The sequence below is a fragment of the Peptostreptococcus anaerobius 653-L genome (assembly GCF_000178095.1).
In the GTDB taxonomy this organism is placed as follows: Bacteria; Bacillota; Clostridia; order Peptostreptococcales; family Peptostreptococcaceae; genus Peptostreptococcus; species Peptostreptococcus anaerobius.
On record NZ_ADJN01000015.1, the window covers coordinates 157,954 to 184,498 of the forward strand.

29 protein-coding genes and 1 other annotated feature are annotated in these 26,545 nt (G+C 36.0%); of the genes, 23 read left to right on the forward strand and 6 right to left on the reverse strand.

All coding sequences use genetic code 11. The features are described from left to right. Nucleotides 1-173: 173 nt before the first annotated feature. Nucleotides 174-710 (forward strand): TDE2712 family protein, encoded by a 537-nt coding sequence (locus HMPREF0631_RS01960; protein ID WP_002842911.1) that lies wholly within the window; start codon nt 174-176, stop codon nt 708-710. A gap of 66 nt (nt 711-776) precedes the next feature. Then, on the forward strand, nt 777-1,481 hold the full coding sequence (locus tag HMPREF0631_RS01965; protein WP_002842998.1) for an HAD family hydrolase: 705 nt from the start codon (nt 777-779) through the stop codon (nt 1,479-1,481). Nucleotides 1,482-1,576: 95 nt separating this feature from the next. Here the strand turns inward: HMPREF0631_RS01965 and jag are convergent, their stop codons facing one another. From jag to rpmH, 5 genes are all read right to left on the reverse strand, one after another. After that, the gene (gene jag / locus HMPREF0631_RS01970; protein ID WP_002843040.1) at nt 1,577-2,338 is read right to left on the reverse strand and encodes an RNA-binding cell elongation regulator Jag/EloR; all 762 of its coding nucleotides are present in this window, start codon (nt 2,336-2,338) and stop codon (nt 1,577-1,579) included. A 22-nt stretch (nt 2,339-2,360) separates the two neighbouring features. Beyond that, nucleotides 2,361-3,053 carry a YidC/Oxa1 family membrane protein insertase gene (locus HMPREF0631_RS01975; RefSeq protein ID WP_002843082.1) on the reverse strand — a complete coding sequence of 231 codons (693 nt, stop codon included), beginning with the start codon at nt 3,051-3,053 and terminating at the stop codon, nt 2,361-2,363. A 42-nt stretch (nt 3,054-3,095) separates the two neighbouring features. Next, on the reverse strand, nt 3,096-3,347 hold the full coding sequence (yidD, locus tag HMPREF0631_RS01980; protein ID WP_002842861.1) for a membrane protein insertion efficiency factor YidD: 252 nt from the start codon (nt 3,345-3,347) through the stop codon (nt 3,096-3,098). Nucleotides 3,348-3,367: 20 nt separating this feature from the next. Continuing rightward, the gene (gene rnpA, locus HMPREF0631_RS01985) at nt 3,368-3,709 is read right to left on the reverse strand and encodes a ribonuclease P protein component (RefSeq protein WP_026333347.1); all 342 of its coding nucleotides are present in this window, start codon (nt 3,707-3,709) and stop codon (nt 3,368-3,370) included. 103 nt (nt 3,710-3,812) lie between these two features. Beyond that, on the reverse strand, nt 3,813-3,947 hold the full coding sequence (gene rpmH / locus HMPREF0631_RS01990) for a 50S ribosomal protein L34 (RefSeq protein ID WP_002843086.1): 135 nt from the start codon (nt 3,945-3,947) through the stop codon (nt 3,813-3,815). 522 nt (nt 3,948-4,469) lie between these two features. On the opposite strand from rpmH, the gene dnaA reads away from it, so the two are divergent. The 11 genes from dnaA to serS all read left to right on the forward strand — a co-directional run bounded on the left by dnaA (nt 4,470) and on the right by serS (nt 17,194). Then, a complete protein-coding gene (dnaA, locus tag HMPREF0631_RS01995) occupies nt 4,470-5,852 on the forward strand; it encodes a chromosomal replication initiator protein DnaA (RefSeq protein ID WP_002842971.1) in 1,383 nt (460 codons plus the stop codon). Nucleotides 5,853-6,133: 281 nt separating this feature from the next. After that, entirely contained in the window at nt 6,134-7,237 is a 1,104-nt protein-coding gene (gene dnaN / locus HMPREF0631_RS02000; RefSeq protein ID WP_002842964.1) for a DNA polymerase III subunit beta, read from the forward strand. A 231-nt stretch (nt 7,238-7,468) separates the two neighbouring features. Then, the gene (locus HMPREF0631_RS02005; RefSeq protein ID WP_002843078.1) at nt 7,469-7,675 is read left to right on the forward strand and encodes an RNA-binding S4 domain-containing protein; all 207 of its coding nucleotides are present in this window, start codon (nt 7,469-7,471) and stop codon (nt 7,673-7,675) included. An 8-nt stretch (nt 7,676-7,683) separates the two neighbouring features. Continuing rightward, nucleotides 7,684-8,799, forward strand: a complete 1,116-nt coding sequence (gene recF, locus HMPREF0631_RS02010; RefSeq protein ID WP_002843019.1) for a DNA replication/repair protein RecF — start codon at nt 7,684-7,686, stop codon at nt 8,797-8,799. Next, the gene (gene gyrB, locus HMPREF0631_RS02015) at nt 8,800-10,707 is read left to right on the forward strand and encodes a DNA topoisomerase (ATP-hydrolyzing) subunit B (protein WP_002842935.1); all 1,908 of its coding nucleotides are present in this window, start codon (nt 8,800-8,802) and stop codon (nt 10,705-10,707) included. A 16-nt stretch (nt 10,708-10,723) separates the two neighbouring features. Next, nucleotides 10,724-13,171 carry a DNA gyrase subunit A gene (gyrA, locus tag HMPREF0631_RS02020; RefSeq protein WP_002842977.1) on the forward strand — a complete coding sequence of 816 codons (2,448 nt, stop codon included), beginning with the start codon at nt 10,724-10,726 and terminating at the stop codon, nt 13,169-13,171. Nucleotides 13,172-13,183: 12 nt separating this feature from the next. After that, a complete protein-coding gene (locus HMPREF0631_RS02025) occupies nt 13,184-13,501 on the forward strand; it encodes an STAS domain-containing protein (RefSeq protein ID WP_002842873.1) in 318 nt (105 codons plus the stop codon). A 4-nt stretch (nt 13,502-13,505) separates the two neighbouring features. Next, nucleotides 13,506-13,913, forward strand: coding sequence for an ATP-binding protein (locus HMPREF0631_RS02030; RefSeq protein ID WP_002842959.1), 408 nt, complete (start codon nt 13,506-13,508; stop codon nt 13,911-13,913). Then, a complete protein-coding gene (locus HMPREF0631_RS02035; protein WP_002843023.1) occupies nt 13,913-14,686 on the forward strand; it encodes a SigB/SigF/SigG family RNA polymerase sigma factor in 774 nt (257 codons plus the stop codon). Before HMPREF0631_RS02030 ends, HMPREF0631_RS02035 begins: the two co-directional genes overlap by 1 nt. Nucleotides 14,687-14,698: 12 nt before the next feature. Next, the gene (locus HMPREF0631_RS02040; RefSeq protein WP_002842922.1) at nt 14,699-15,529 is read left to right on the forward strand and encodes a mechanosensitive ion channel family protein; all 831 of its coding nucleotides are present in this window, start codon (nt 14,699-14,701) and stop codon (nt 15,527-15,529) included. A 47-nt stretch (nt 15,530-15,576) separates the two neighbouring features. Next, nucleotides 15,577-15,784, forward strand: a binding site (T-box leader). A 132-nt stretch (nt 15,785-15,916) separates the two neighbouring features. Continuing rightward, nucleotides 15,917-17,194, forward strand: coding sequence for a serine--tRNA ligase (gene serS, locus HMPREF0631_RS02045; protein ID WP_019595472.1), 1,278 nt, complete (start codon nt 15,917-15,919; stop codon nt 17,192-17,194). A gap of 69 nt (nt 17,195-17,263) precedes the next feature. Here the strand turns inward: serS and HMPREF0631_RS02050 are convergent, their stop codons facing one another. Continuing rightward, nucleotides 17,264-18,268, reverse strand: coding sequence for a hypothetical protein (locus tag HMPREF0631_RS02050; RefSeq protein WP_002842893.1), 1,005 nt, complete (start codon nt 18,266-18,268; stop codon nt 17,264-17,266). Nucleotides 18,269-18,453: 185 nt separating this feature from the next. Here HMPREF0631_RS02050 and HMPREF0631_RS02055 point away from each other — a divergent pair, with 185 nt between their 5' ends. From HMPREF0631_RS02055 to HMPREF0631_RS09950, 10 genes are all read left to right on the forward strand, one after another. Continuing rightward, complete coding sequence (locus HMPREF0631_RS02055; protein WP_002843010.1) at nt 18,454-19,719, forward strand: sugar ABC transporter substrate-binding protein; 1,266 nt, start codon at nt 18,454-18,456, stop codon at nt 19,717-19,719. A gap of 118 nt (nt 19,720-19,837) precedes the next feature. Then, the gene (locus HMPREF0631_RS02060) at nt 19,838-20,584 is read left to right on the forward strand and encodes a carbohydrate ABC transporter permease (protein ID WP_019595470.1); all 747 of its coding nucleotides are present in this window, start codon (nt 19,838-19,840) and stop codon (nt 20,582-20,584) included. 1 nt (nt 20,585) lies between these two features. Next, complete coding sequence (locus tag HMPREF0631_RS02065; protein WP_002842881.1) at nt 20,586-21,428, forward strand: carbohydrate ABC transporter permease; 843 nt, start codon at nt 20,586-20,588, stop codon at nt 21,426-21,428. A gap of 338 nt (nt 21,429-21,766) precedes the next feature. Beyond that, a complete protein-coding gene (gene thiS / locus HMPREF0631_RS02070) occupies nt 21,767-21,961 on the forward strand; it encodes a sulfur carrier protein ThiS (protein ID WP_002843054.1) in 195 nt (64 codons plus the stop codon). Next, on the forward strand, nt 21,954-22,580 hold the full coding sequence (gene thiF, locus HMPREF0631_RS02075; RefSeq protein WP_242821657.1) for a sulfur carrier protein ThiS adenylyltransferase ThiF: 627 nt from the start codon (nt 21,954-21,956) through the stop codon (nt 22,578-22,580). The genes thiS and thiF overlap by 8 nt, the downstream gene beginning before the upstream one ends. A 139-nt stretch (nt 22,581-22,719) precedes the next feature. Beyond that, nucleotides 22,720-23,487, forward strand: coding sequence for a thiazole synthase (locus tag HMPREF0631_RS02080; RefSeq protein ID WP_002843050.1), 768 nt, complete (start codon nt 22,720-22,722; stop codon nt 23,485-23,487). Nucleotides 23,488-23,497: 10 nt separating this feature from the next. After that, a complete protein-coding gene (gene thiH, locus HMPREF0631_RS02085) occupies nt 23,498-24,709 on the forward strand; it encodes a 2-iminoacetate synthase ThiH (RefSeq protein WP_002842906.1) in 1,212 nt (403 codons plus the stop codon). A 4-nt stretch (nt 24,710-24,713) separates the two neighbouring features. Then, nucleotides 24,714-25,385, forward strand: a complete 672-nt coding sequence (locus HMPREF0631_RS02090; protein WP_002842970.1) for a thiamine phosphate synthase — start codon at nt 24,714-24,716, stop codon at nt 25,383-25,385. A gap of 268 nt (nt 25,386-25,653) precedes the next feature. Then, nucleotides 25,654-26,118 carry a nucleoside deaminase gene (locus HMPREF0631_RS02095; protein ID WP_002842905.1) on the forward strand — a complete coding sequence of 155 codons (465 nt, stop codon included), beginning with the start codon at nt 25,654-25,656 and terminating at the stop codon, nt 26,116-26,118. Between the two features lie 136 nt (nt 26,119-26,254). Further along, nucleotides 26,255-26,392: a hypothetical protein gene (locus tag HMPREF0631_RS09950; protein ID WP_002843002.1), complete on the forward strand. Its 138-nt coding sequence runs from the start codon at nt 26,255-26,257 to the stop codon at nt 26,390-26,392. The last annotated feature ends 153 nt before the right edge of the window (nt 26,393-26,545 follow it).

A 26,545-nucleotide genomic window follows, 5' to 3' on the forward strand; every position in this document is an offset into this window, starting at 1 on the left:
CAAGCAATTATTTATAAAATAAGCTATAGATATCTATATTATCATTGAAAACTATTTCTTGTTCCTATATAATAAAGTTGTACTAATATTCGTAAAAAATAGAATAAACCGGGGTTTTAATTTGTCTTTTATTTTTGTCCGGTTTTTCTATTTATTGGGAAGGGACGATAGCCATGGTAAACAATATAGTAACAAACCTAGAGGTTGTAGAATCAATGTTATACTACTGGTCTTCAGTAGCAGATAGGGAAAAAGTAAATGAAAGCTTTTTTGTAGATGTAGCCAATATGGAGGCCATGAAATTAATCCAAACTGAAGATTTCAATGGAGAATCTATCAGAAAAGTACTTAGCTCAATCCAGAATAGGGAGCTACTTTCAGTAGCCACTAAGCCTGAAAAAAGATTCTGGTCAAAAAATATGTGGATAGCAGAAGACGTATCTATAGCCACTAAAATGGCTCAACCTATAAAGGTCCTAAATGTGGATGACCTAGTTGAAAAATTAAACGAAAAATACCCTGATTTTAATCAGGAAAAAATCGTAGTACACTTTACTCCTCTTCACAGAGACCCTTATTATATCAAGGACGGCCAGATAATCATCAACTTCTTTATGATCTATTTTGATGAAAATGACCAGGCAGTTATTGACGGACAGAATATCAAGGACTATGTATTCGATAGACTTTGCGAGCTTGCAGAGGCTTAATTAAAGAATTTTTAGGGTGGGAGATTTATCTTCCACCTAAATTTTATGTATTTATAGGAGGCCCTTATGAAATTTTTTGTATTTGATATAGATGACACCCTGTACGACCTCAAAGACCCCTTTGTAATGGCCTTTGAAAAAATGTTTGGCTACCTGCCGCATGATATTGATGACCTCTTCTTGGACTTTAGAAAATACAACAACCAAATCTATGACAAGGCCCTAAATGGTCAAATTACAATGACTCAGATGTGTAACTACAGGGCTCAAAAATCCTTTTATGACTACGGTATTATACTTGATGAGTCTAGTGCCCAAAAATTTCAGAGGACCTATGAATCAGTCAAAAACAATATCACGGTAAACAAGCACATACTAGACCTTATGGATAGGTTAAAGTCAAATAATATACCCATGGGTATAATTACAAACGGACCAACTTACGACCAAAATATGAAAATAGACTATCTAGGCCTTAGGTCTTATTTTGATCCAGACCTGATACTAGTATCAGAAGAGGTAGGATTTCACAAGCCAGATAAGGCAATATTCGATGAAATGAAAAATAGGATATGTCATAAATACAATTGCCCAAGTCCTGAAATATACTATATGGGCGACTCCTACGATAATGACATTGTCGGTGCAAAAAAAGCCGCCTACAATACAATTTGGCTCAACCATAGGAGGGTGGCTCCCCTAGACTTAAGCGTAGTTGACTACCACCTGACAAGCTATTCAAGCATAAGTATCTTGATGGATATATTTTAAGCCCACCTATAAATAGGCTCAATCAAATAGACTGACGACATGGAGTCATATAAAAAAGGACCCTCCAAGAAATTATCTTGGCTGGTCCTTTATTTTTAGCGCTTATTCTTACACTCTATTACTACTCTCCTGTATGGGTCTGTTCCCTCGCTATAAGTGATGACATACCTATCATTCTGAAGGGCTGAATGTATGATCCTTCTCTCATATGGATTCATATAATCTAGCTTCTTAGTCCTTCTTGTCTTGGCAACCTCTCTAGCTGCCTTGTAGCAATATCTCTTTAATGATTCTTCCCTCTTTTTTCTGTAGTTTTCAATATCTACAAAAACCCTAGTCTTAGAATCCTTGTTTACCCTGTTTAGGGCAAGTCCAGTAAGGAACTGGATAGCATCCAATGTATCTCCCCTTCTACCTATTAGGCAGCTTGCTTGATCACCAGATATCCTAACCTTCATAAGGTTGTCCTCTACCTTGATGTCAACATCGGCATCCACATCGGCATTTTTCAATAATGTCTCAACAAAATCTCTTGCTACCCTTACTTCATCTTCCTGAGTTATGTTTACTGTTTCTTTATCTTCTAATATTTCCTTGTTTTCTACTTCATTCTTAGCCTTGGCTTCCTCTTTTTGAGTAAGCTTTGGACTAATTTTTTCTTCTTTGACAATAACCTTGTCTTCAACTAATTTGTAAGTAAGTTCATAGATTCCGTCTTTCGAACCAAGTCCCAAAAATCCCTTACTTGGCTTTTGCTTTACCAAAACCTCAATACTTGATCTTTCAGCATTTGTAGATTCCAGTAATTTCTCAACAGCTTCATCTGAACTCTTTGCGTAAATTACCTTTGATTCCACTATAATTACCTCCTACAAGCTATTACTTACTGATCTTTCCATTTGCCTTAAGCTCTTTCTCCCTAATCAGCTTGTCCTTTAAAGGCTTTGTGATTATCTTATGCTGTAGGACAGAGAATAAGTTTGACACTGTCCAATAAAGAGTTAGGGCTGCTGGGAAAGAGAATCCCCAGAATAGTGATAAGGCTGGCATCATGTAGTTCATAACCTTCATTGATCCCTGCATCTGGTCCTTTGGTACTGTAACCATCTGCATAACATAGGCACTCACACCAGATAAAATAGCTAGTATGTAGTCTGGTTTTGTAAGAGATTTCACCCATACAAAGCCTACATTAGCTGCATCAAATGCTTGTTTTGTTTCGAATACTCCATACTTCATTGGGTCCCTAAACACCCAGAATAGAGCAAACAATATTGGTAACTGTACAAGCATTGGCAGACAACCTGAAAGTGGGTTGATATCTGACTCCTTGTATAGTTTAGATATTTCTTCGTTTTGCTTCTCAGGTTTGTTCTTGTACTTAGCCTGAATCTCCTTGATTTTTGGATTGATTTCAGACATGGCAAAAGTCGATTTTGTCTGCTTTACCATAAGCGGCATCAAGATAATCTTGACCAATATAGTAAAGAGGATAATCGCAAGACCGTAGCTACCTACAGCTGTGTGGATAGCCTTTAGTACTAAACCTAAAGCATTTGCTATATGTCCCATTAAAACCTCCTAATTTTTACCTCAACTTTTGAGATAGACCTTCTATTTCAAAGGGTCGTAACCACCAGGGTGAAAAGGGTGACACTTAGATACTCTTTTAATTGTCAACCACAGTCCCTTTAGAAAGCCATACTTTTTAAATGCTTGTATAGAATATGAGGAACAAGTAGGATAAAACCTACAAGTCGGCCCCTTTAGAGGAGATATATAGAGTTGGTAGAACCTCACTAGGCCTACTGCTCCCCTTACCAATAGGTTTGAACAAGCCCTTATAAATCGCCTTATCAAACTCATATCACTACCTCCAACTAGTCCTATACCATTTTGGCCTTTTTCGCTAGGTACTTGATAGATTTTTCTATATCGTGGTAGCTAGCATCTGAGCTATTTACCCTCGCTATAAATATGTAGTCGTATCCACCCTTGACATATGGGTCTATATTCAACCTATAAGCCTCCTTGATGTACCTCCTAAGTTTATTTCTAACGTGGGCCTTACCTACCTTCTTGGATATAGAAATACCAATCCTAGATTTTTCTTTTTTATTTTTCATCTTATAGACTACTAAATTTCTGTCGGCCATTGATTTACCACTTCGGTAAATCCTCCTGAATTCAGGATCCTTTTTGATTCCATCTGTGTTATTAAAATGCATAACAAGCTCCATCTTTTTTGCCCTGCTAAATATTACAAAAAAAACCACTTAACAAGTGGCTTTTTAATATCTGATACTTAGCAAAAGCTTAGCTAACTTCTTATTAGTGAGTTAGTCTATTTCTTCCCTTAGCTCTTCTTCTCTTTAAAACATTTCTTCCATTTGTTGTTTTCATTCTTTTTCTGAATCCATGTTCTCTTTTTCTCTGTCTTTTCTTTGGCTGATAAGTTCTCTTCATGACCAAACACACTCCTTTCTTTTAATCCTTAATTGTAAACATAACACTATAATTATAAGTATTTCAAGTCGAATTGTCAATTACATTTTAATATTTTTATAAGATTTTTACCTATATTTTAAGCTTGTCAAAAATATAGGTCTAGTTTTTCCACATCGGTAAATAAATTTTATGCGAAAAAATATTTTTTTATATTTTTTCCACAACGATATACTGAATTTGTTAATAGATTAATTCACATTATACACAACATATAGATTACAATCTTATCAACTTATACTTATCCACAAAAATGTGGACAACTTTGTGGACAACTCTATATTTATATTGTGTATAATAGATATTAACAATAAATCAAGCCATGTTATCTTATTGATAAGTATCCAGATATTATTCACATACCCTGTTTATAATATCTCATTTTGGACTTATAAATTATATCATGAAAGTTATCAACAGAATTAATATACATTTATTGCACAGATTTATACCATTTTATATAAGGAGGTTGATTAATACAAGATGGATGCTAACAAATTATGGATCTCTACTAAACAAAAATTAAAGGGAGAATTTCCAAAGAACCACTTTGACCTATATTTTGAAGACAAGAATGTAGTTCCAGTTGACATTATAGACAATGTTTTCTATTTAATGGGAGAAAAAAGGGTTAAACACTTTTTCGAGGTTCAGCAAAAGGACAAGCTGCTGGAGACTTTTTCACTCTTGGCAGTAAACATAAACGACATAGTAGTGCTTACAAACGAAGAGGATGCCAACAGAATTAGACTAAATTCTATTAATAATAAGGAAAAATCAGAGGACCTGGATACAGATAAGGACAAGGGTATACTAGAGCTTGCAAATACTCTAGCCAACTCAAACCTAAATCCTAAATATACATTCGATACCTTTGTATCAGGACCAAATAACAACATAGCACTAGCTGCCAGTCTAAGTATGGCTGGTTTGAACAACAACTTAAAAGGGAAAAACCCCCTATACCTATACGGAGGTGTAGGACTTGGCAAAACCCACCTAATGCAGGCAATAGGTCATGAAATCATAAGAAAAGATCCATCAAAAAAGGTCTTGTATGTGACTTCAGAGACATTCACAAACGACCTTATCATGTCCCTAAAAAACAATACACCAGAGACATTTAGGCAAAAATACAGGTCTGTAGACGTACTGATGGTCGATGATGTCCAGTTCTTTTCCGGCAAAAACTCTACTCAGGAAGAGCTATTCCATACCTTCAACGTACTTCAGGGCCAGAACAAGAAAATCATATTTACAAGTGATAAGTATCCAAAAGACATATCAGGTCTTGAAGATAGGCTGACATCTAGATTTGGCTCAGGTGCAGTATTTGACATACAGCCACCAGAATTTGAGACAAGGGTAGCCATCCTTCAGAAAAAGGCCCAGGACGAAAATATGTCAGTAGATATGGATATAATCTACTATATAGCAGAAAATGTAAAGTCAAATATAAGAGAGCTTGAAGGTGCCTTGAACACTGTATCTTTCTATGCGAGTATAGCAGGAAGAAAAATAGACCTAGATACAGCTAGGGAGGCCCTAAAAAATCAGATTATCTCCTACAATACAAAGGAAACTAATATACTTAGGATAAAGGAAACTGTAGCAGATGCCTACAATGTAACAGTTGAAGAGCTTGACTCAAAGAAGAGAAGTAAGAATATAGCATTTCCTAGACAGGTTGCCATGTACCTTGCAAGAAACCTTCTAGACAAGTCCCTTCCTAAGATAGGTGAAGAGTTCGGTGGAAGAGACCATACTACTGTTATGCATGCCATAAAGAGAATTGAAGACGAGATAGAAAAAGACGATATGACTAGGATGAGGATTGAAAAAATAACATCTGATCTTAATGGATAATATTCAAGTTGGTAGATTTTAAGTACAAAGGATATCTACATTATCCACGTTAATAAAATGTTAATAATTTTAGGATATTTACTTATCAACATTTGCACATTTTATAAATGGAGAATTCAGTAGTTTATCTACATGTTTTTTTACAGGCCTACTTGCGTATATTTCAAGCTTTTAGGTAGTTTTATACACAATCTACAGGCCCTACTACTTATACTACTAAAATATATATTTTATTTATATGTATTAAAGGATTTTTTATTATCAAAAAGGAGGAAATTAAATTGAAACTTATATGTGGACAAAAGAAACTTGCCAATGCTATTAATAATGCTCAAAAGGCAATAAACAATAGAACAACTATAGAACTTTTAAGGGGAATACTATTCTCAACTAAAGAAGATATGTTGACTGTAACAGGTTACGACAATGAACTATGTATAGAAACAAAGATAGATGCCAGTGTAAGCAAGGCTGGAAAGATTGTAGTAAACTCTAAATTAGTCGGAGATATAATAAGAAAGTTGCCAGACTCAATGGTGTCTATAGAGGTAGATGAAGACTATAATATGTTTATTTCATGCCTAAACTCTAGGTACAAGATAAAGGGAATAAATGCAGAAGAATTCCCAGTGGTTGCAGATCTTGAAACTGAAAAGATGATCAAGTTCAACCAGGCTGAAATGAGACATATGATAAGACAGACCGTATTTGCTACAGCAAATGAGCCTGTTAACCCAATACTTGCTGGTGAATTGATAGAAGTCAGCGAGGGTCATATAAATATGGCTGCCGTAGATGGCTATAGGTTGGCTGTTAGAAAATCTATCCTAGAAGATTCAAGCAGCGATGATATAAGTGTAATTGTACCTGGTACCACACTTAACCACCTTAATAGTTTGCTTTCAGATGATGGTGACTTCTATATGGGAGTTGACCCAAAGAACATAGTATTCGTACTTGGCAATACAAAGATAACAGCAAGGCTTATGGACGGTAACTTTACAAAATACGACAGTCTCCTTCCTAAGGAATATATGTCTAAGGTATTGGTAAATACTAGAAATCTTAGAGAGTCTGTTGAAAGAGCAGCCCTACTATTTTCTTCAGAAAAGAACAATATAATAAAGGTTTCTGTTTCAAGTGGTATGATGGTTATAACTGCCAACAATGAAAATGGAAATGCCTATGAAGAAATAAATATAGAACTTGAAGGAGAGGATCTTGAAATAGCATTCAACTCTAGATATTTCTTAGATGGAATAAAGAATATAGATTCTGAATTTATAGAAATAGAACTAGGTGGACCTGTTAATCCATGTATTATAAAGCCAGTAGATGGAGTTGAATATATTTACCTTATACTTCCAGTTAGGGTTAGCAACTAATAAAATTACCAAGTCTGAAAATAAGCGATACAATACTAGTGTCGCTTATTTTTAATTTAATTAAGTAATGTAGAATTCACAAAAATACATGGAAATATGGTATAATATTATATTGTATATAAAGCAAAATTGCCTGTATACACGTTTAATATAATTAAAATTTATTCAATAAGTTTTAATAGTCATGTATTTTTAGTATATTGCATATGGGATTTTGAATTAGGAGAAAATATGAAAAATATAAAGATTGAGTCGGAATTTATAAAGCTTGACCAGTTTTTAAAATTAGCAGATATAGCTAGTACTGGTGGAGAAGCCAAGGTTATGATTATGTCTGAAGATATAAAGGTCAACTCACAAGTTGCAACTCAGAGAGGTAAAAAGCTAGTAAGGGGAGACATAGTAACTTATATGAACGATGACTATATGGTAAAGTAGGTGTAGTTTTGCATATAAATAGTCTTAAATTGGTAAACTATAGAAATTATAATGATTTATCAATTGATTTTAACGAGCATATAAACTTAATACTGGGAAAAAATGGACAGGGAAAGACCAACATAGTCGAGTCTTTGACCCTGATAGCCATAGGTAAGTCATTTAGGACTAGTAAGGACAAGGAACTGATAAAGTTCGACAAGGATAGCCTGTATATAGGGTGTTCATTTACTAGAAATAATATAGACAAGAAGATAGAGATCGCCATAGCCAAGGATAAAAAAGGCATCAAGGTCAATGGCGTATCTGTAAAGTCTATTCAAGACCTACTTGGCAACCTTAATGTTGTTATTTTTTCTCCTGAAGACCTTAAGCTAATAAAGGATGGCCCCAAGGAAAGACGTAGCTTTATAGACAAGGAAATAAGCCAGATTATGCCTAGGTACTATTCTATATTGACTAGTTACAACAAGGTGCTTGACGAGAGAAATAAGCTCCTTAAGAGCCAGTATATAGACAGGAACCTACTTGCTGTCTACAGTGAGACTTTGGCTAATTATGCGGCTGAAATATACCTTATCAGGAGAGACTTTGTAGGCAAGTTATCTATAATATCCAGTGACCTACACCAAAAGCTAACCTCTGATAAAGAGGTCTTAAAGATCAGGTACAAGAGCCAGATTGAGGTCACTGACCAAGATGATATAAGGTCTATGAGGGAAAAAATAATAAGCGCCCATGAGGAAAATATCGATCACGATATGCTAAATAGGAATACTAGGATCGGTCCTCATAGGGATGATATAGTTATTTATTTAAATGATATTGATGTTAGGTTATATGGTTCACAGGGCCAGCAGAGAACGGCCTCAATATCCCTTAAGCTTTCAGAAATAGAGCTTATAAAGCAGGAGATAGGAGACTATCCAGTCCTGATACTGGATGATGTCTTTAGTGAACTAGATCAAAACAGGCAGAAAATGCTAGTTGAAAAACTAGAAGACATACAGATGTTTGTTACAACAGCAGACCCCCTACACAAGTTGATACTGGGCAAGGATGATTACTCAGTATTCAACATAGAGGCGGGCAAGGTAGTGGAAATAGAAAATGGAGGTAAATAAATGTCAAAACAGGAATATGGTGCTGATCAAATACAGGTCTTAGAAGGTCTGGAAGCCGTAAGAAAGAGACCTGGTATGTACATAGGTTCAACAGGACCTAGGGGACTTCATCACCTAGTATACGAAGTGGTGGACAATTCTATAGATGAGGCACTAGCAGGAAATTGTTCTGAAATATATATATCCCTAAACGATGATGGCAGTGTAACTGTAAGGGACAACGGTAGAGGTATACCAGTAGAGGTCCACCCCAAGACTGGTCTTTCAACTCTTGAGACAGTTCTTACAGTCCTTCATGCAGGTGGTAAGTTTGGTGGTGGAGGCTACAAGGTATCTGGTGGACTTCACGGAGTTGGTGTTTCAGTAGTAAACGCCCTTAGCGACTGGGTTGTAGCTGAGGTATCAAGAGATGGCAAGCTATACAGACAGAGATACGAAAAGGGTGTTACAAAGACTAAGCTAGAGGTTGTAGATGAAAACCAAAAAGAAAGTGGTACATCTATAACATTTATGCCGGATGCTAGTATTTTTGATGAAGTAGTGTTCAGCTATGAAACTTTGGAATATAGGTTTAGGGAGTTATCATTCCTAAATAGAGTCATCAAGATAGTATTTGATGACAAGAGAAAGGGCCAGGAAAAATCTAAGACTTTCCATTATACTGGTGGTCTAATAGAGTATGTAAAGTACCTTAACAGGACTAAAAATACACTTCATGACCAGATTATATACGTTGACAAGATGCAGGATGACTGCACTATAGAGCTAGCACTTCAGTATACTGATGCCTATAGTGAAAATATATACTCATTTGCCAACAACATAAATACACACGAGGGTGGTGTCCACCTATCTGGATTTAAGACAGCCCTTACAAAGGCTATGAATGACTATGCCAGAAGGAACAACATCCTAAAGGACAAGGATTCAAATCTTACAGGTGAAGATATAAGAGAAGGTATAACAGCAATAGTGTCTGTCAAGCTTCCTGAGCCACAGTTTGAAGGTCAGACTAAGACAAAGCTAGGAAATACCTTTATGAGGGGGATAGTGGATTCTATAGCCAATGAAGAGATAGGTGCCTTTATGGAGGAAAACCCATCTGTAGCAAGAGTGATCATAGACAAGTGTCTAAGGTCTCAGAGGGCTAGGGAGGCTGCCAAAAAGGCCAGGGAATTGACTAGGAGAAAGTCTGTCCTTGAGACTACTTCACTTCCAGGCAAGCTAGCTGACTGTTCAGAAAAATCTCCAGAGAAGAGTGAGATATTCCTAGTCGAGGGTGATTCTGCCGGCGGTTCAGCTAAGGGAGGAAGAGATAGGAATATACAGGCGATACTTCCACTTAGAGGTAAGATACTAAACGTTGAAAAATCAAGGTTAGACAAGATTTTGTCATCAGAGGAAATAAAGAATATGATAACAGCATTCGGCTGTGGTATAGGTGAGGACTTTGACGAGGCCAAGCTGAGATACCACAAGATAATAATCATGACCGATGCCGATGTCGATGGTGCCCACATCAGGACCCTTCTTTTGACATTCTTCTTTAGGTATATGAGACCACTTATAGAGCAGGGCTATGTCTATGCAGCTATGCCACCTCTATTTAAGATTAAAAAGGCAAAGAAGGAGTACTATGCCTATACAGATAGGGAGCTAGGTTCCCTTTTAGATGAAGTTGGTAGACAGGGAACTGAGATATCTAGATACAAGGGTCTTGGTGAGATGAATGCCAACCAGCTTTGGGAGACTACAATGGACCCTGAGCAGAGAATACTTCAGCAGGTTACAATTGAAGACGCCATATTTGCAGACGAGACATTCTCGATGCTGATGGGTGACAAGGTAGCCCCTAGAAGAGAATTTATTGAAGAAAACGCAAAATATGTTAGAAACTTGGATATATAGGGAGGTGGACAAGTAAATGGATACAAATAATAGAATTATTCCCATAGAGATATCAGAAGAAATGAGAAAATCATACATAGACTATTCTATGAGTGTTATCGTAGGTAGAGCCCTACCAGACGTAAGAGATGGTCTAAAGCCTGTCCACAGAAGAATATTATATTCTATGATGGAGCAGGGAATCACTCCAGACAAGCCATACAGAAAGTCAGCCCGTATAGTCGGTGACGTACTAGGTAAGTACCACCCACATGGTGACTCATCTGTATATATGGCTATGGTAAAGATGGCCCAGGACTTTTCAACTAGGGGACTACTAGTTGACGGCCAGGGTAACTTTGGTTCAGTTGATGGTGACAGCCCGGCTGCCATGAGATACACAGAGGCCAGAATGTCAAAGCTTGCCCTAGAGCTTCTTAGGGACATAGAAAAAGAGACAGTAGATTTTGGACCTAACTTTGACGAGTCCTTAGAAGAGCCTATAGTATTGCCAGCTAGGTATCCAAACCTATTGGTAAATGGATCAAACGGTATAGCCGTTGGTATGGCGACATCTATACCACCTCACAACCTAGGAGAGGTAATAGATGCAACAGTCCACTACATAGACAACCAGGATTGTGATGTAGATGAACTGCTTGACTACGTAAAGGGACCAGACTTCCCAACAGCTGCAACTATTGTAGGCTATGACGGTATCAAGCAGGCCTATAAGACAGGTCGTGGCAAGGTGAAGGTAAGGGCCAAGGCAGAGATAGAAGAACTACCTAAGGGTAAGCAACAGATAGTAGTAACAGAGATACCATACCAGGTAAACAAGGCAAGATTGGTTGAAAAGATAGCAGACCTAGTCAAGGAAAAGAAGGTAGAGGGAATATCAGACCTTAGAGATGAGACCAACAGAGAGGGTATGAGAATAGTAATAGAGCTAAAGAGGGATACAAATGCCAATATAGTTCTAAACAACCTATACAAGCACTCTCAGCTAGAGGATACATTCTCAATTATAATGCTTGCTATAGTCGATGGAACACCTAAGATACTCAACCTAAAGCAGGTCCTAGGCTATTACCTAGACCACCAAAAGGATGTAATAACTAGAAGAACTCAGTTCGAGCTTAGAAAGGCACATGCTAGGGCTCATATACTTGAAGGTTTGAAGATAGCCCTAGACAATATAGACAGGGTAATATCAATTATCAGGTCATCTAAGACAGGCCAGATAGCCAAGGATAGATTGATAGAAGAATTTGCCCTATCAGAAATCCAGGCCCAGGCCATATTGGACATGAGACTCCAGAGACTTACAGGTCTTGAAAGAGAGAAAATTGACAAGGAATACAAGGACTTAATGGCTAGGATAGAATACCTTGAGTCAATACTTGCAGATGAATTAAAACTACTTGGAGTAATCAAGGAAGAGATGCTTGCTATAAAGGCCAAGCACGAAGATCCAAGAAGGACACAGATCATACCAGCAGAGGGCGAGTTCGATGTAAAAGACCTATTTGAAGAAGAAGATGTAGCAATCACACTTACTCATTTAGGATATATAAAGAGACTTCCAGCTGATACATATAAGAGTCAAAAAAGAGGGGGAAGGGGTATAGCAGCCCTTACAACTAGGGAAGAAGACTTTGTAAGAGAGCTTATATCCACAACAACATATTCAACAATCCTATTCTTTACAAATAGGGGTAGGGTATATAAGTTAAATGCATATGAAGTTCCAGAAGGCAAGAGAACATCAAAGGGAACAGCAATAGTCAACCTACTTCAGTTAAATCCTGGAGAAAAGGTAGCTAGGACAATAACATTTAACTCAGATAACGATACTGGAAATGAGTCAGATTATCTACTTATGGCAACAAAAAATGGTATAGTTAAAAAGACTCAGATAAGTGAGTTTAAGAATATAAATAAATCTGGTCTAATAGCCATAAACCTAAAGGACGGAGACGAACTGATAGGGGTAAATATGACTGATGGAAACCAGGAAGTAGTACTAGTAACAGAAAATGCAATGTCTATTAGGTTTAATGAAGCAGATGTCAGACCAATGGGTAGGACGGCTACAGGAGTCAAGGGTATAACCCTATCAAAGGACGACAGGGTAGTATCTATGAACCTAATAGGAGAAGGAGACAATCTCCTAGTAGTCAGCCAGAATGGTTTTGGTAAGAGAAGTGATGTAGAAGAGTACAGGCCACAGATAAGAGGTGGCAAGGGGATCAAGACATACAATATCACATCAAAGACAGGTAAAATAGTAGGTTCATCCCTAGTAAATGAAGATGACGAAATGATGATGATAAATTCAAATGGTGTCTTGATAAGGATAAGAGTTAATGAAATTTCTATATTCGGCCGTATAACAAGCGGTGTGAAACTTATGAGGACTGATGAAGAGGTCGAAGTAGTTTCAATAGCCAAGATAAAGGCAGAAGATATAGAAGAAAATTAGGAGGTTGTTAGTATGTCATTTGGGATTAATTCAGCATATGAAAATGATCAGCAAGTTTGGAATGTAGGTCTATCAGGAGAGCTAGATCTATCTTGTTCAGAAGAGTTAAAGATGGAGTTAAACAACAACATTGAATCCAATTTATCTGATATAAATATAGATATGTCTAAACTTAAGTATATAGACTCAACAGGTGTAGGCGTTATAGTAGGTATAATGAAGAACCTAAGGAGCAAGGGCAAGGATATAAAAATATTAAATGCTAGAGATAATGTGAAGAAGATATTTAATATAACAGGACTCGATCAGATAATAAAAATGGAGGGATAGTAGAGTGGAAACTAGTGTAATAAACATGAAAATGTCAAATGATCCAGATTTAGTTTCAGTGATAAGACTGACAACATCTGGTATAGCTAGTAAGATGGGATTTACAATGGAAGATATAGAAGACTTAAAAGTAGCTATATCAGAAGCTTGTACAAATGCTATTAAACACAGCAAGGAAAAAGAATTTGAGGTCAAATTCCTAGTCAATGAATCAAGATTAGATGTTGAAGTAATCGACCAAGGTATTGGCTATGACACGGTAGCTGTAGCAGAACCAGACCTAAAAAATCCTAAGACTAGTGGTTTAGGTTTATTTATAATAAAATCTTTAATGGATGAAGTGGAAGTTAAATCTTGCGAAGAATGCGGTACTGTAATTAGATTTTCTAAATTAGTTGGAGTTGAAGAGTAATGAATCATGGAGCCACAGGAAAATACGAGGAAATGGATGTAAAGGATCTTTTTAAGATTTTTTCTGAGGACAAAGATAATATTGCAATTAGAAACATACTGATAGAAAAGCACCTATATTTGGCGAAGATACTTTCAAGAAAATATATGAATAAGGGTGTGGACTACGAAGATATTTTTCAGGTGGCATCATTAGCTTTGATCTTTGCTATTGACAGGTATGACGTATCGAAGGGATTTGAATTTTCGAGCTTCGCAACACCGACGATAGTAGGAGAAATCAAAAAGTACTTTAGAGACAAGGTTTGGACACTGAGAGTACCTAGAAGGATCCAGGAGTTGAGTAAAAAGATAAGCAATACCAAGACTCTACTGGAGCAGGAACTAAAGAGGAGTCCAAAACCAATAGAAATAGCAGAATATCTAGAAGTTGACCTAGAAGATGTACTAGAGGCAATGGAAGCATCTTATGGATACCAGCCTATGTCACTGGATACACCTAGCAACGAAGATAACGAAGACAAGGATATAACCCTTGGAGATAAGATAGGTTTTGAAGAAAAGAACTTTTCTCAGATTGAAGATATGGACTTTTTGGACAAGTTTATGGAGACATTAAACGAGTTAGAAGTGTCTATAGTCAAGGGGAGATTCTTTGAAAATAAGACCCAGTCAGTTATAGCAGGAGAACTTGGAATTTCACAGATGACTGTTTCAAGACTGGAAAAGAAGATAGTTGAAAAACTAAAAAAAGAATATTTAAAGGTGGTTTAAAAATACAAACTAATGAATAATATGGAAAATACAATCGAAAAGCAGACAACTATACTTGGTATGTATAGTGAAAAACTGACAGCCATGTTGCCAGAGATAATATTTTCATTGATATTGTTTATTGTCAGCCTTTTTGTAGCCAAGTTGGTCAAGATGATACTTACTAGGTTGCTGGACAAGTACAAGACTAGCATAGGCCTAGTGAGCCTTATAATCAATTTTGTGCAGGTTACCATTATACTTGTTGGTATAATGCAGTCCTTGGCTGTCTTGGGGGTCAATACGGCATCCTTTGCAGCCATACTAGGAGCGGCAGGTTTTTCTATAGGTTTGGCCTTCAAGGAAGTCCTAGCCAACCTAGGTTCTTGCCTTATCATACTATTTTTCAAGCCCTTCCAGCTTGGAGACTATATAAAGTGTGAGGCAACAGAGGGCACTGTAACAGAAATAAATATGTTCTCTACTGTCCTAACAACAGTTGACAACAAGCTGATCACACTTCCAAATTCACAGATAACATCTAGTCCTGTAATCAACTATACAGCCCAGAACAAGAGAAGGATGGATTTTATTTTCAATGTGGAGTATGATACGGATATACAGGTCTTGTATGAGATTGTCAATAGGTTGTTCAGCGAGGAAAAGAGGATACTGGATAATCCAGCCCCACTTATAGGTGTAGACTCAATGAACAACAAGATAATAAGGTTTATAGCAAAGCCATGGGTCAATACAGGAGATTATTGGCAGGTATACTACAAGCTGATGGAAGAATTTAAAAATGAGTTTGACCAGAAGAATATTAAGCTTGCCAGTGGTTTTGTGATAAATAATTTAAATTAAGGCTTGAAATAAACAAATTGATGGTATATAATGTAGCCATAGCAAGATAAAGAGCAATGACGGAACTTAGTAGGATTATTAGGTGTAAGCAGAGAGTGGATAGTTGGTGAGAATCCACTGCACTATAGTCTGAATCTACTCCCGAGCTTCTAGTTTGAAATAGTACTAGACGTAGGACCTGCGATAAGGGTTTGAGAGTCCGGATTTATCCGGGAACTTGGGTGGTAACGCGGAATTTTGACTTTCGTCCCTATTTAGGGGCGGAGGTCTTTTTTTATACAATCTACAACAATACTAGTTAGTTTAGGTTTGCAATTATTATAAGTATTTAGAGTGAGACTACCCGTAAAATCTAAAAATATATTGGGACAAAGAGAGGTAAAGGATATGTTAGACGTAAAAAGAATAAGAGAAAATCTTGAAGACATCAAAGTACTAATGGGAAGAAGAGGGGAAGGTGAATTCGATCCTAAGGACCTTGATGAAGTAATCGCACTTGACGATAAGAGAAAAGAAATCTTAAAAGAAGTTGAAGTTATGAAGAACCAGTCAAATGTAGATTCTAAGAAGATACCAGAAATGATCAAAAATGGCCAAGATATAGGACCAATCAAGGCTGAACTAAAGGAATTATCAGACAAGATTAAAGAACTAGATGCTCAGTTAAAGGAAGTTGAAGAAGGCCTAGTTTACAGACTTCTTAGAATACCAAACGTACCAAACCCAGATGTACCACAGGGTGAAACTGATGAAGACAATGTTCAGATAAGAACTTGGGGAGAACCAAGAAAGTTTGACTTTGAAGAAAAGGCTCATTGGGATATAGGAACAGACCTAGATATCTTAGACTTTGAAAGAGGTGGAAAGATAACAGGATCAAGATTTACAGTTCTTAAGGGACTAGGAGCTAGACTAGAAAGAGCCCTACTATCTTTCTACATGGACCAGCATTCAGAAAATGGATACACAGAGATAATACCACCATTTATGGCAAATAGAAACAGCTTTATAGGTACTGGTCAGCTTCCAAAGTTTGAAGAGGATATGTTCAAGATTGAAGGATTAGACTACTTCCTTGTACCAACAGCAGAGGTACCAGTAACTAATCTTTACAACAATGAAATAGTAGACTTTGATAGTCTTCCAATCAAGCACTGTGCCTACACTCCATGCTTTAGATCAGAAGCAGGTTCAGCAGGTAGGGATACAAGAGGTCTAGTAAGACAGCACCAGTTTAACAAGGTTGAACTAGTTAAATTTGTTAAGCCAGAAGATTCATATGAAGAATTAGAAAGCCTTACAAATGATGCAGAAAAGATGCTACAGCTACTAGGACTACCATACAGGGTTGTAAAGATATGTACAGGTGACCTAGGATTTACAGCGGCTAAGAAGTACGACCTAGAAGTTTGGATGCCAAGCTACAACAGATATGTTGAAATATCTTCTTGCTCAAACTTTGAAGACTTCCAGGCTAGAAGAGCCAATATCAGATTCAAGAGGGATAGAAATGCCAAGACTGAATTTGTACATACACTAAATGGATCAGGTCTAGCTATAGGTAGAACAGTAGCAGCTATACTTGAAAACTACCAGCAGGAAGACGGAACAGTAGTTGTTCCAGAAGCCCTAAGAAGCTATATGAGATGCGATGTAATCAAGTAATTTTTGATAGAAATTAATAGTCCCCTAGGATGACATAAGTTATTACTTACGTTTGTCCTAGGGGATTTCTTATTTTAGTATTCCTATACCTATACCGAGTAAATCTCTGTTATTTCTGGCTTTTATTTGTAGACTTGTTGGATTTTTTATATCTTTTAAGCTGTATGTATACTTACCAAATATTCTATCAAGTGCCATTGATGGATCTTGGTATTCATAAATTATGTTGAATAGGTCCATAAATTCTCCAATGCTTGACTTGCTTGAAAGTATCGACTTCATCGGTCTGTAGAGTAGCCAAGACCTACAATAAAAACACTTATAGTTATATATGCTTTCTGAAAAAAATTCCTTGGCCATTTTTATAGACTCTATGCAAGATAATTTTTTTATATTTTCACCCTGCATGATATGGATAGATATGAGGTCTACATCATGGCATACTTCTCCTATATTTTTGCATTTTCTAGACTTAAGATCTAATATAGGAGGATTTAAGTCCATTTTGGATAGATTATTTATAAGGGTTTGGTCGCAAAAACTGGCCCAATTATTGTGGACTTTTTCATACTGTAGAGATCCTATTTTGAATATATTTAGGTAAAATATCCTTATCAACCAGCTTCCTTCAAAACTTTCTAGTCCAAACCTAGTCTTATCACTGTGTGATAAGTAGTAGATATTTAGTCTAAGAAAAATGTCTGATATTGTATGATAAAATATGTAATTAGAGATATTATTTTCTTTATATAGGACATTTAGTACTGGGAGCATAGTTAAGAGTACTAGTCCTATATTATAGTCATCTAGGCTAGATATATAGTCTTTATTCTTGGTTTGATTTATGTCACTATACCCAGATTTTATTGACTCAATGGCCATGTCTATAGTGTCTTGATTTAATGTATCTATATAAGATTCTATATCAAAAATTGGCTGGTGCTTACTCGAACTAGATTTATATATTTTTACTATATCCTTTATGTCCTTGACTATCATATTGATACTGTTTTTATTATAGTATTCGATATACTTATTTTTGACTTTTAATATATTATTTATAGAATATTTCATAAAGTCTCCTTAAAAAGTTGATTTTATTTAATTCTAGCACATATAGTTGTAAATTTGAATATCATTTTATAAGTAAAAACGATTGCTTTTTTATAGGAAGTAGGCTATATTAGACTTATAAAGATATTAACTATATTTATTATAGCTATTATCTTTTATACTTATATGATTTTTAGGAGGTACTTATGAAGAAGTTTTCTAAGTTAATGATGATGCTTTTGGTTGGAACTATGGCTCTAACTGGTTGTGCATCAAAAAAGTCAGATGACTCTGCTAGCAAGAAGGAAGAGGGAGCTAATGAAGTATCATTTATGATACCTGATTGGGGAGTTCCAACAGAAGAAATGTTAAAGGATTTTGAAAAGGAATCTGGTATTAAAGTAAATGTTATGACAACTAGCTGGGATGATATTAGAAATAAGATATCAACTGCAGCAGCTGGTAAAAAGGCAGCAGCAGACGTTTATGAAGTTGACTGGTCTTGGGTTGGAGAATTTAAGAAGGCTGGTTGGTTAGAAGAAATTGAAATGTCTAAGGAAGATATAGATGATATGAAGACTACAGCAACATTCTCTGTGGATGGCAAGGTATATGCTGTACCATATTCAAATGACTATAGAATAGCCTACTATAACAAGGCTATGTATGATAAGGCTGGAATAAAGGAAGCTCCAAAGACTTGGGACCAGGTAATAGAAAATGCTAAGATTTTAAAGGAAAAGAACGTTGTTAAGTATCCAGTTTCAAATCCTATGGCTGCAACTGAGAAGTCTACTACAACATTCTTATGGTTGGCCTACTCAAGAAATGGCAAGGTATTCAATGAAGATAATACCCTAAATAAGGAATCTGCCCTAGATGCCTTAAAGATACTAGACAAGCTTAATAGAGAGGGTCTATCAGATCCAGCAAACAGAACTTCAGAAGAAGCATTTCCAAAGCTAAGCAATGGTGAAGCTGCATTTATGGTAGGACCATCATCTTTTGTTGTAAAGGTAAACAATCCTAAAGAATCTAAGGTTGTTGACCAGGTAGTTCCAGTTGTACTTCCAGGTAAGGATAAGGAAGCTACAGCTACAGTTCCATTTGCAGAGGCTGTCGGTATATCTCCATACTCAAAGAACAAGGAAGCTGCTAAGAAGTTTGTAGCTTGGTATACATCAAAGGATGTCCAGTACAAGTTGTATGAGAATGTATCAGTGCTTCCAACAAGAACATCTGTTATAGAAAAGCTGCTTAATGATGGAAAGATAAAGAATGCTGGTGCAATGCTTGAACTTTCTAAGATGATAGAGACTCCATTCCCTAATGGTGTACCAGACTACTACACAAAGATGAGTACTGAAATATTCAATACTATCAACCAGATGGCAAATGAAAAGTTAACACCAGAACAGGCTGCTGATCAGATGGTGGAAAAAGTAAACAAGGTTGTAGCGGAAAATAAATAGTATGAAAAAATATAGATTAAGACCTTGGATCCTATTATTTCCATGTTTGCTAATAATGGTGACAACAGTTTTATATCCTATTTTTAGAACATTTTTGTTTAGTTTACAGAATTATAAAATGACAGAGCCCTACAATAGGAAGTTTGTAGGTATAAATAACTACTTGAAAGTCTTGGGGTCCCAAGACTTTCATAGTGCCCTAAAAAACTCATTAATAATATTGGTCCTAACATTAGTTATAGCTTTTAGCTTTAGTATAGTAGTAGGGCTGATTCTAAATAAAAAGTCTAAAATAAGTCCTATTTTAACTGCAGTTGCTATTATACCATGGGCATTGCCACCCCTTGTAAATGGCATAATATGGAAATTTGTATTCTATCCAGGATATGGATTTATGAATAAGCTATTGATAAATATGGGCTTGGTAGAAAATCCAATAGAATGGACTAGCGGCATTACTACTACCTTATTTGTAGTAGCTATAGTAGTTGCATGGAAGGTAATACCATTTTGTTCTATACTAATATTGGCAAGTCTACAAAATATACCCAAGGAACTATATGAGGCTGCAAGGGTAGATGGTTGTGGTAAAATTGATGAGTTTAAGAAGATTACTCTTCCGTTTTTATTGCCATCATTTTCTATTGTACTCATACAGATAACTATAGCTGCAATAAATGTATTCGATGAATTGGTATCTATTACAGGATATAGGTTGGACACAGCTACACTACTAATCTACAACTATATGAATACATTTACATATTTAGATTTTGGATATGGTTCTGCTATAACCTATATTGTAATGATCTTATCTGGTTTGGTAGGATACTTATATATAAAGAATATTGCTAAGGAGGACTAAAATGAAAAACAAAACCATCTACAAGATAGGCTATATACTAGTTATTTTATTCTTTTTGGCATTTACCCTAGGTCCAATAATATGGTGCTTTATAATGAGTATTACGCCTGAAAGTGAAATATTTAGGTCAAGTGGTGATTTTCTTCCAAGTAAGATTAATTGGGGGAATTACCTGAGTATATTTGATAGGTCAAGTCAAGAGAGTGAGGTAATATTTAGGGGGCTTAAAAATTCCCTGATGATGTCTGTAACAACTATGGTAATTGGAATACCTACATCTTTATTTGCAGCCTACTCTTTTTACAGGTATAAGTTTAGAGCTAGAGAGTTTGTTATGAAGTTTTTGATGCTTACTATTGTAATACCTGTATTTACAACTATTATACCTATTTACTCTATGTTTGCTGAGTACGGAATGCTAGATAGTGTATTTTGGGTGGCTATAATATATGTATCATCATTCATACCTATTACCACTTGGACTATGATGAATTATTTTAAGTCTATACCTAGGGAGTTGGTTGAGTCTGCATCTATAGAGGGATGCGATGAGTTACAGATATTTTTAAAGATAATTATGCCACTTTCAACACCTATAATATTTACTTGTATACTGATGGTATTTATAATGAGTTGGAACCAGTTCCAAATACCTCTTATACTTATATCGTCCCATGAAAATAAGTTGGTTACTATGGTCTTATCTGAATTTATATCTAGAAATGATGTAAGATATGGCATGATATCGGCTAGTGGTATTATTTCACTAATTATTCCAGCAATGGTTGCAGTATTGTTTAGGAAACACCTAATATCTGGCCTGATGCAGGGAACAGGCAAGTAATAAAAATAACAGATCCCTCAGAAGAGCATTCTTTTGAGGGATTTATTAAATGATATTATAAGACCAATCTATATATTTTATTTTTCAACCTCATTATTGTTATCTGCTGCCCATTCATAGAATGAAGCATCATAGTTTTGTAACTTAGTTGCTCCGTTATAAATATATTTTCTCTTGAATTTTAATAAAATATATAGTACAATATGGTTAGAGTGTTGATGATTATCGCACGAAGGGGTACACCACCGCGGGTGTAGGCTTCCTTCGTGCGTTTTTTTTCGCTAAAAACTAGAAAAAACTACACAAAATAATATATGTGAAGAAAAAGGAGGATAGAAATGGCTACTATAAATGGACAGCAAGTAGATATTAAAAATACTAGCCTACTTGACTACATAGTATCTAATGGCTTTGATGCTGATAGGCTGGCAGTGGAAGTCAATGGTGATATAGTCAAGAGGGGGACATATGGTGACTACATTATAAATGAGTACGATAAGATAGAAATTGTATGCTTTGTAGGAGGTGGTTAAGTTGTCACGATACCATAAGGAAATTTTCAAGAGGAATGTATCAGACCCTACAAACAAGTTGGGCGAGTCAAGTGTATGCATACTAGGTCTTGGTGGGCTAGGCTCTAATATAGCTGTATCCCTTGCAAGGTCTGGAATTGGAAGGCTTGTTTTGGTTGATTTTGACAGGGTTGAAGAGTCCAATCTCAACAGGCAGTACTATAATCTCACCCACATAGGAATGAAAAAGACAGAGGCTATAGTAGATGTTATCAGGTCTATTAATAGGGATATAGTCCTTAAGGTGATAGATAAAAAAATAGATAGGGACAATATACTAGAAATAGTCGATAAAGAGTCGATCATATGCGAGGCCCTTGACGATGCTATGACTAAGTCCATGGTTGTTGGTGAGATACTTTCAAATTACAGTGACAAGTTTGTAGTTGCAGGTTCTGGAATGGCAGGTATTGGAGATGCCAATTCTATAAAGACGGTCAAGAGATTTAAAAACCTGTATATCTGCGGAGATGATGCATCAGATTTTGAAGAGGTTGATGGTATGATGGCTCCGAGGGTAAATATATGTGCAGGTCACCAGGCCAATATCATACTTAGGATAATAATGGGGATTGAATAATATACTATATTATACTATGCAAAATGTACTGATAGAAAATACAGGAAGCAAGGAATATAATTAATGAATGTAACAAATATAAATAATAAAAAGTAATTTTAATCATAAAAGATATTTATAATAAACAGGAGGTAGCAAGATGGATGATAAGTTAATAATTGGTGGTAGGGAATTTAATTCAAGATTTATACTAGGTTCTGGCAAATATTCAGTAGACCTAATAAATAGTGCTGTAAAGTATGCAGGTGCTGAGATTATTACACTAGCCCTTAGGCGTGCTGTAGGTGGTCAGGTAGAGAATATACTAGATTATATACCTGAAGGAGTTACACTTCTTCCTAATACTTCAGGAGCTAGAAATGCTGAAGAGGCTGTAAGAATAGCTAGGTTATCTCGTGAATGTGGATGTGGAGACTTTGTAAAGGTAGAAGTAATAAGGGATTCCAAGTACTTACTTCCAGACAATGCAGAGACTATAAAGGCTACAGAAATTCTGGCCAAAGAGGGATTTATTGTAATGCCTTATATGTATCCAGACCTTAATGTTGCAAGAGACCTAAAAAATGCAGGGGCTGCCTGTATAATGCCTCTTGGTTCTCCAATTGGTTCAAATAGGGGACTTGCTACTAAGGAGTTTATAAAGATATTGATAGATGAAATAGACCTACCTGTAATAGTTGATGCTGGTATTGGTAGACCATCTCAGGCTTGTGAAGCTATGGAGATGGGAGCCGCTGCTATAATGGCCAATACTGCTATAGCTACTGCAGGAGATATACCTATGATGGCAGAGGCATTTAAGTATGCTATTGAGGCAGGTAGACGTGCTTATCTTGCAAAGATTGGCAGGGTTATAGAAAAGGGTGGGGTTGCATCATCACCACTAACAGGATTTTTGGAAGACTAGGAGGTAAGTTATGACTATAGCTAAGGAAAATAGAATAGACCATATGAAGTATATGCCAGATATGGAGATAATAGAGTCTGATGTGATGGACAGGGTAATATCTTCAATGAATGCCTGTGATTTTAGTAAATTTACAGATGCTGATGTAGAGGCGGTTCTTGAAAAAGATATACTAGATGCTAGGGACTTTGAATGTCTACTTTCACCAGCTGCCCAAAACCATTTGGAAGCAATAGCTAGGAAGGCCCAGGATTTTACTAGGAGACATTTTGGTAACTCGATATATATGTTCACACCCCTGTATATAGCAAACTACTGTGAGAACTACTGTATCTACTGTGGGTTCAATTCACACAACAAGATAAAAAGGTCTATGCTGGATATAGACCAGATAGAGAAAGAACTAAAGGCAATAGCAGAATCTGGACTAGAGGATATATTGATTCTAACAGGTGAGTCTAGAAAGCGTTCAGATGTAAAATATATAGGAGAGGCTTGTAAGTTGGCTAGCAAGTATTTTAACCTAGTTGGTATAGAGGTATATCCAATGAACAGTGATGAATACGCCTACCTAAATTCTTGTGGTGCAGACTATGTTACAGTATTCCAGGAAACATATAACTCAGACAAGTATGAGACACTTCATCTTGCGGGTCATAAGAGGATATTCCCATATAGGTTAAATGCCCAAGAAAGAGCCCTTATGGGTGGCATGAGGGGAGTTGGTTTTGCAGCCCTTCTTGGACTTGATGACTTTAGAAAGGATGCCTTTGCTACAGGCTACCATGCCCATTTACTTCAGAAAAAGTACCCTCATGCAGAGATATCAATATCTTGTCCTAGACTTAGACCTATCATCAACAATGACAAGATAAATCCAAAGGACGTACACGAAACTCAGCTACTCCAAATTATATGTGCATACAGGCTATTTTTACCTTTTGCCAATATAACAGTGTCTACTAGGGAGTGTGCTAGGTTTAGGGACAATATAATCAAGATAGCAGCCACTAAGATATCTGCAGGTGTAAGCACAGGTATAGGTAGTCACTCTGAAGAAGTAGATGATGCCAAGGGTGATGAACAGTTTGAAATATCTGATGGAAGAAATGTTGAAGAAGTATTTGAAGCCATTAAAAAAGCAGGGCTTCAGCCGGTAATGAGTGAGTATATCAACCTGGCCTATGATGAATCTAAGTCTACCAAGCCTTCAAGGAAGTAGTAGTATGGAAAATAGCCCAAATGACATTACATATGATAGGAATAGCCCGATTAGACTGAAGGTAATCACCAACAGGAAATTGTGTGAGGGACAAGACCTTGTTTATAGGCTTGGAAGGGTAATAGATGATTATATGGATTGCAAGTATTTAGAAGGATATATACTAGACTCTATAATATTAAGAGAAAAGGATATGGACCAATCAGACTATATAAAACTATATCAAAATATCTATGATTTGGTGGATAGATTTAACAGGGATAAGAGGCTTGTAGTCAACAATCTACCAAGAATAGGCCTATACAGTCATTATTTTATGGAAAAGTCTGTGGAAAATGGGATAAAAAATATTCACCTACCCCTTCATATTTTGAAAAACAATAAAAAACTTGTGGATAAGTTTGACAGTATTGGGGTATCCTGTCACTCCCTTGAGGAAGCTAGGGAGGCTAGAGAACTGGGAGCTAGTTATATAACTTTTTCTCATATATTTATAACAGACTGCAAAAAGGGGCTTGAACCAAGGGGCTTGGATGAGTTAAATTATGTAGTCAAAAACATAGATATACCAGTATATGCCCTAGGAGGTATAAACCATACTAATGCCCGAGAGTGTATAGATTCAGGGGCTAGTGGGGTGGTTATGATGTCTAATATTATGAAAAATAAAATATAGTAAAAATCAGGTGCTAGTTATAAATTTACAATGTTTATTAACTTAGCACCTATTTTATAGTAAGGTATATAAAATTAAATATATTATTTGCTTGTGGTATATAGTTTATTATATATATGTGATATATTTTGTTTTGTGGCTACCATTTGTATGATATATATGTTAGATTATATAATATAGATTCTATAGATTATATTCTATATTATATATTTTATGGATTTGTAGGCTAGATTTGATAAATAATTATAGTTAGGAGACTTTTGTATATATGGAAAAAGAATATTTTATGGAACAAGCTCTAGTAGAGGCTCGCAAGGCCTATGCCCTCAAGGAGACTCCAATAGGTGCTGTAATTGTATACCAAGGAAGGATAGTAGGAAGAGGATTTAACCAAGTAGAGCTACAAAACAACCCACTAGCCCATGCAGAGATTATGGCTATAAATGACGCTGTCAAAAACCTAGCTAGGTGGAGGCTCTATGACTGCCAGATGTATGTTACGATGGAGCCTTGTTTTATGTGTGCGGGAGCCATAGCAAATTCTAGGATTAGAGGCTTGTATATAGGGGCAGGCCACCACAAAAACCATATAGTTACAAAGCATAATGACTTTAAAAAAGAGTTTTATACAGATTCAAAGATAAATTTTGAGATAGGGATCTTGGAAGAGGATTGTTCTAGGATTTTGGTTGATTTTTTCAAGGAGAGAAGGATGGTCAAGAAACTTGATTAGGAAGGGAAAAGAACTATATTTATGCAAATGATAGTGTAAAATAAGTATGGAGTTTTTGAAATAAAAAATAGAGATTACAACCTCTTGTGTTAAAATATATTTGACCCAAAAAATAAACAAAGGTGGTGTAATCTCTATGGAAACTATTATACAACAAATATGTATGAATATAGTGGAAAAAGTATTAAAAACTCTAAAAGAAAGTAAAAATCTTAGTTTGGATATTATAACGCCTGAGATACTGAAGAAAGCAATAATACATGTTTTAGCATAGTTGAGGAATATATATATGCGGATGGAGGTAGGTGCATAAGAAAAATGGTAATAAAATTGATTCTAGTATTTATAGCAACACTGGAAATGAACAATACAGGGACTGCGTCAATAAGACAAATGAAAAACTTAATTGGAGTATCTGAGTGTATGT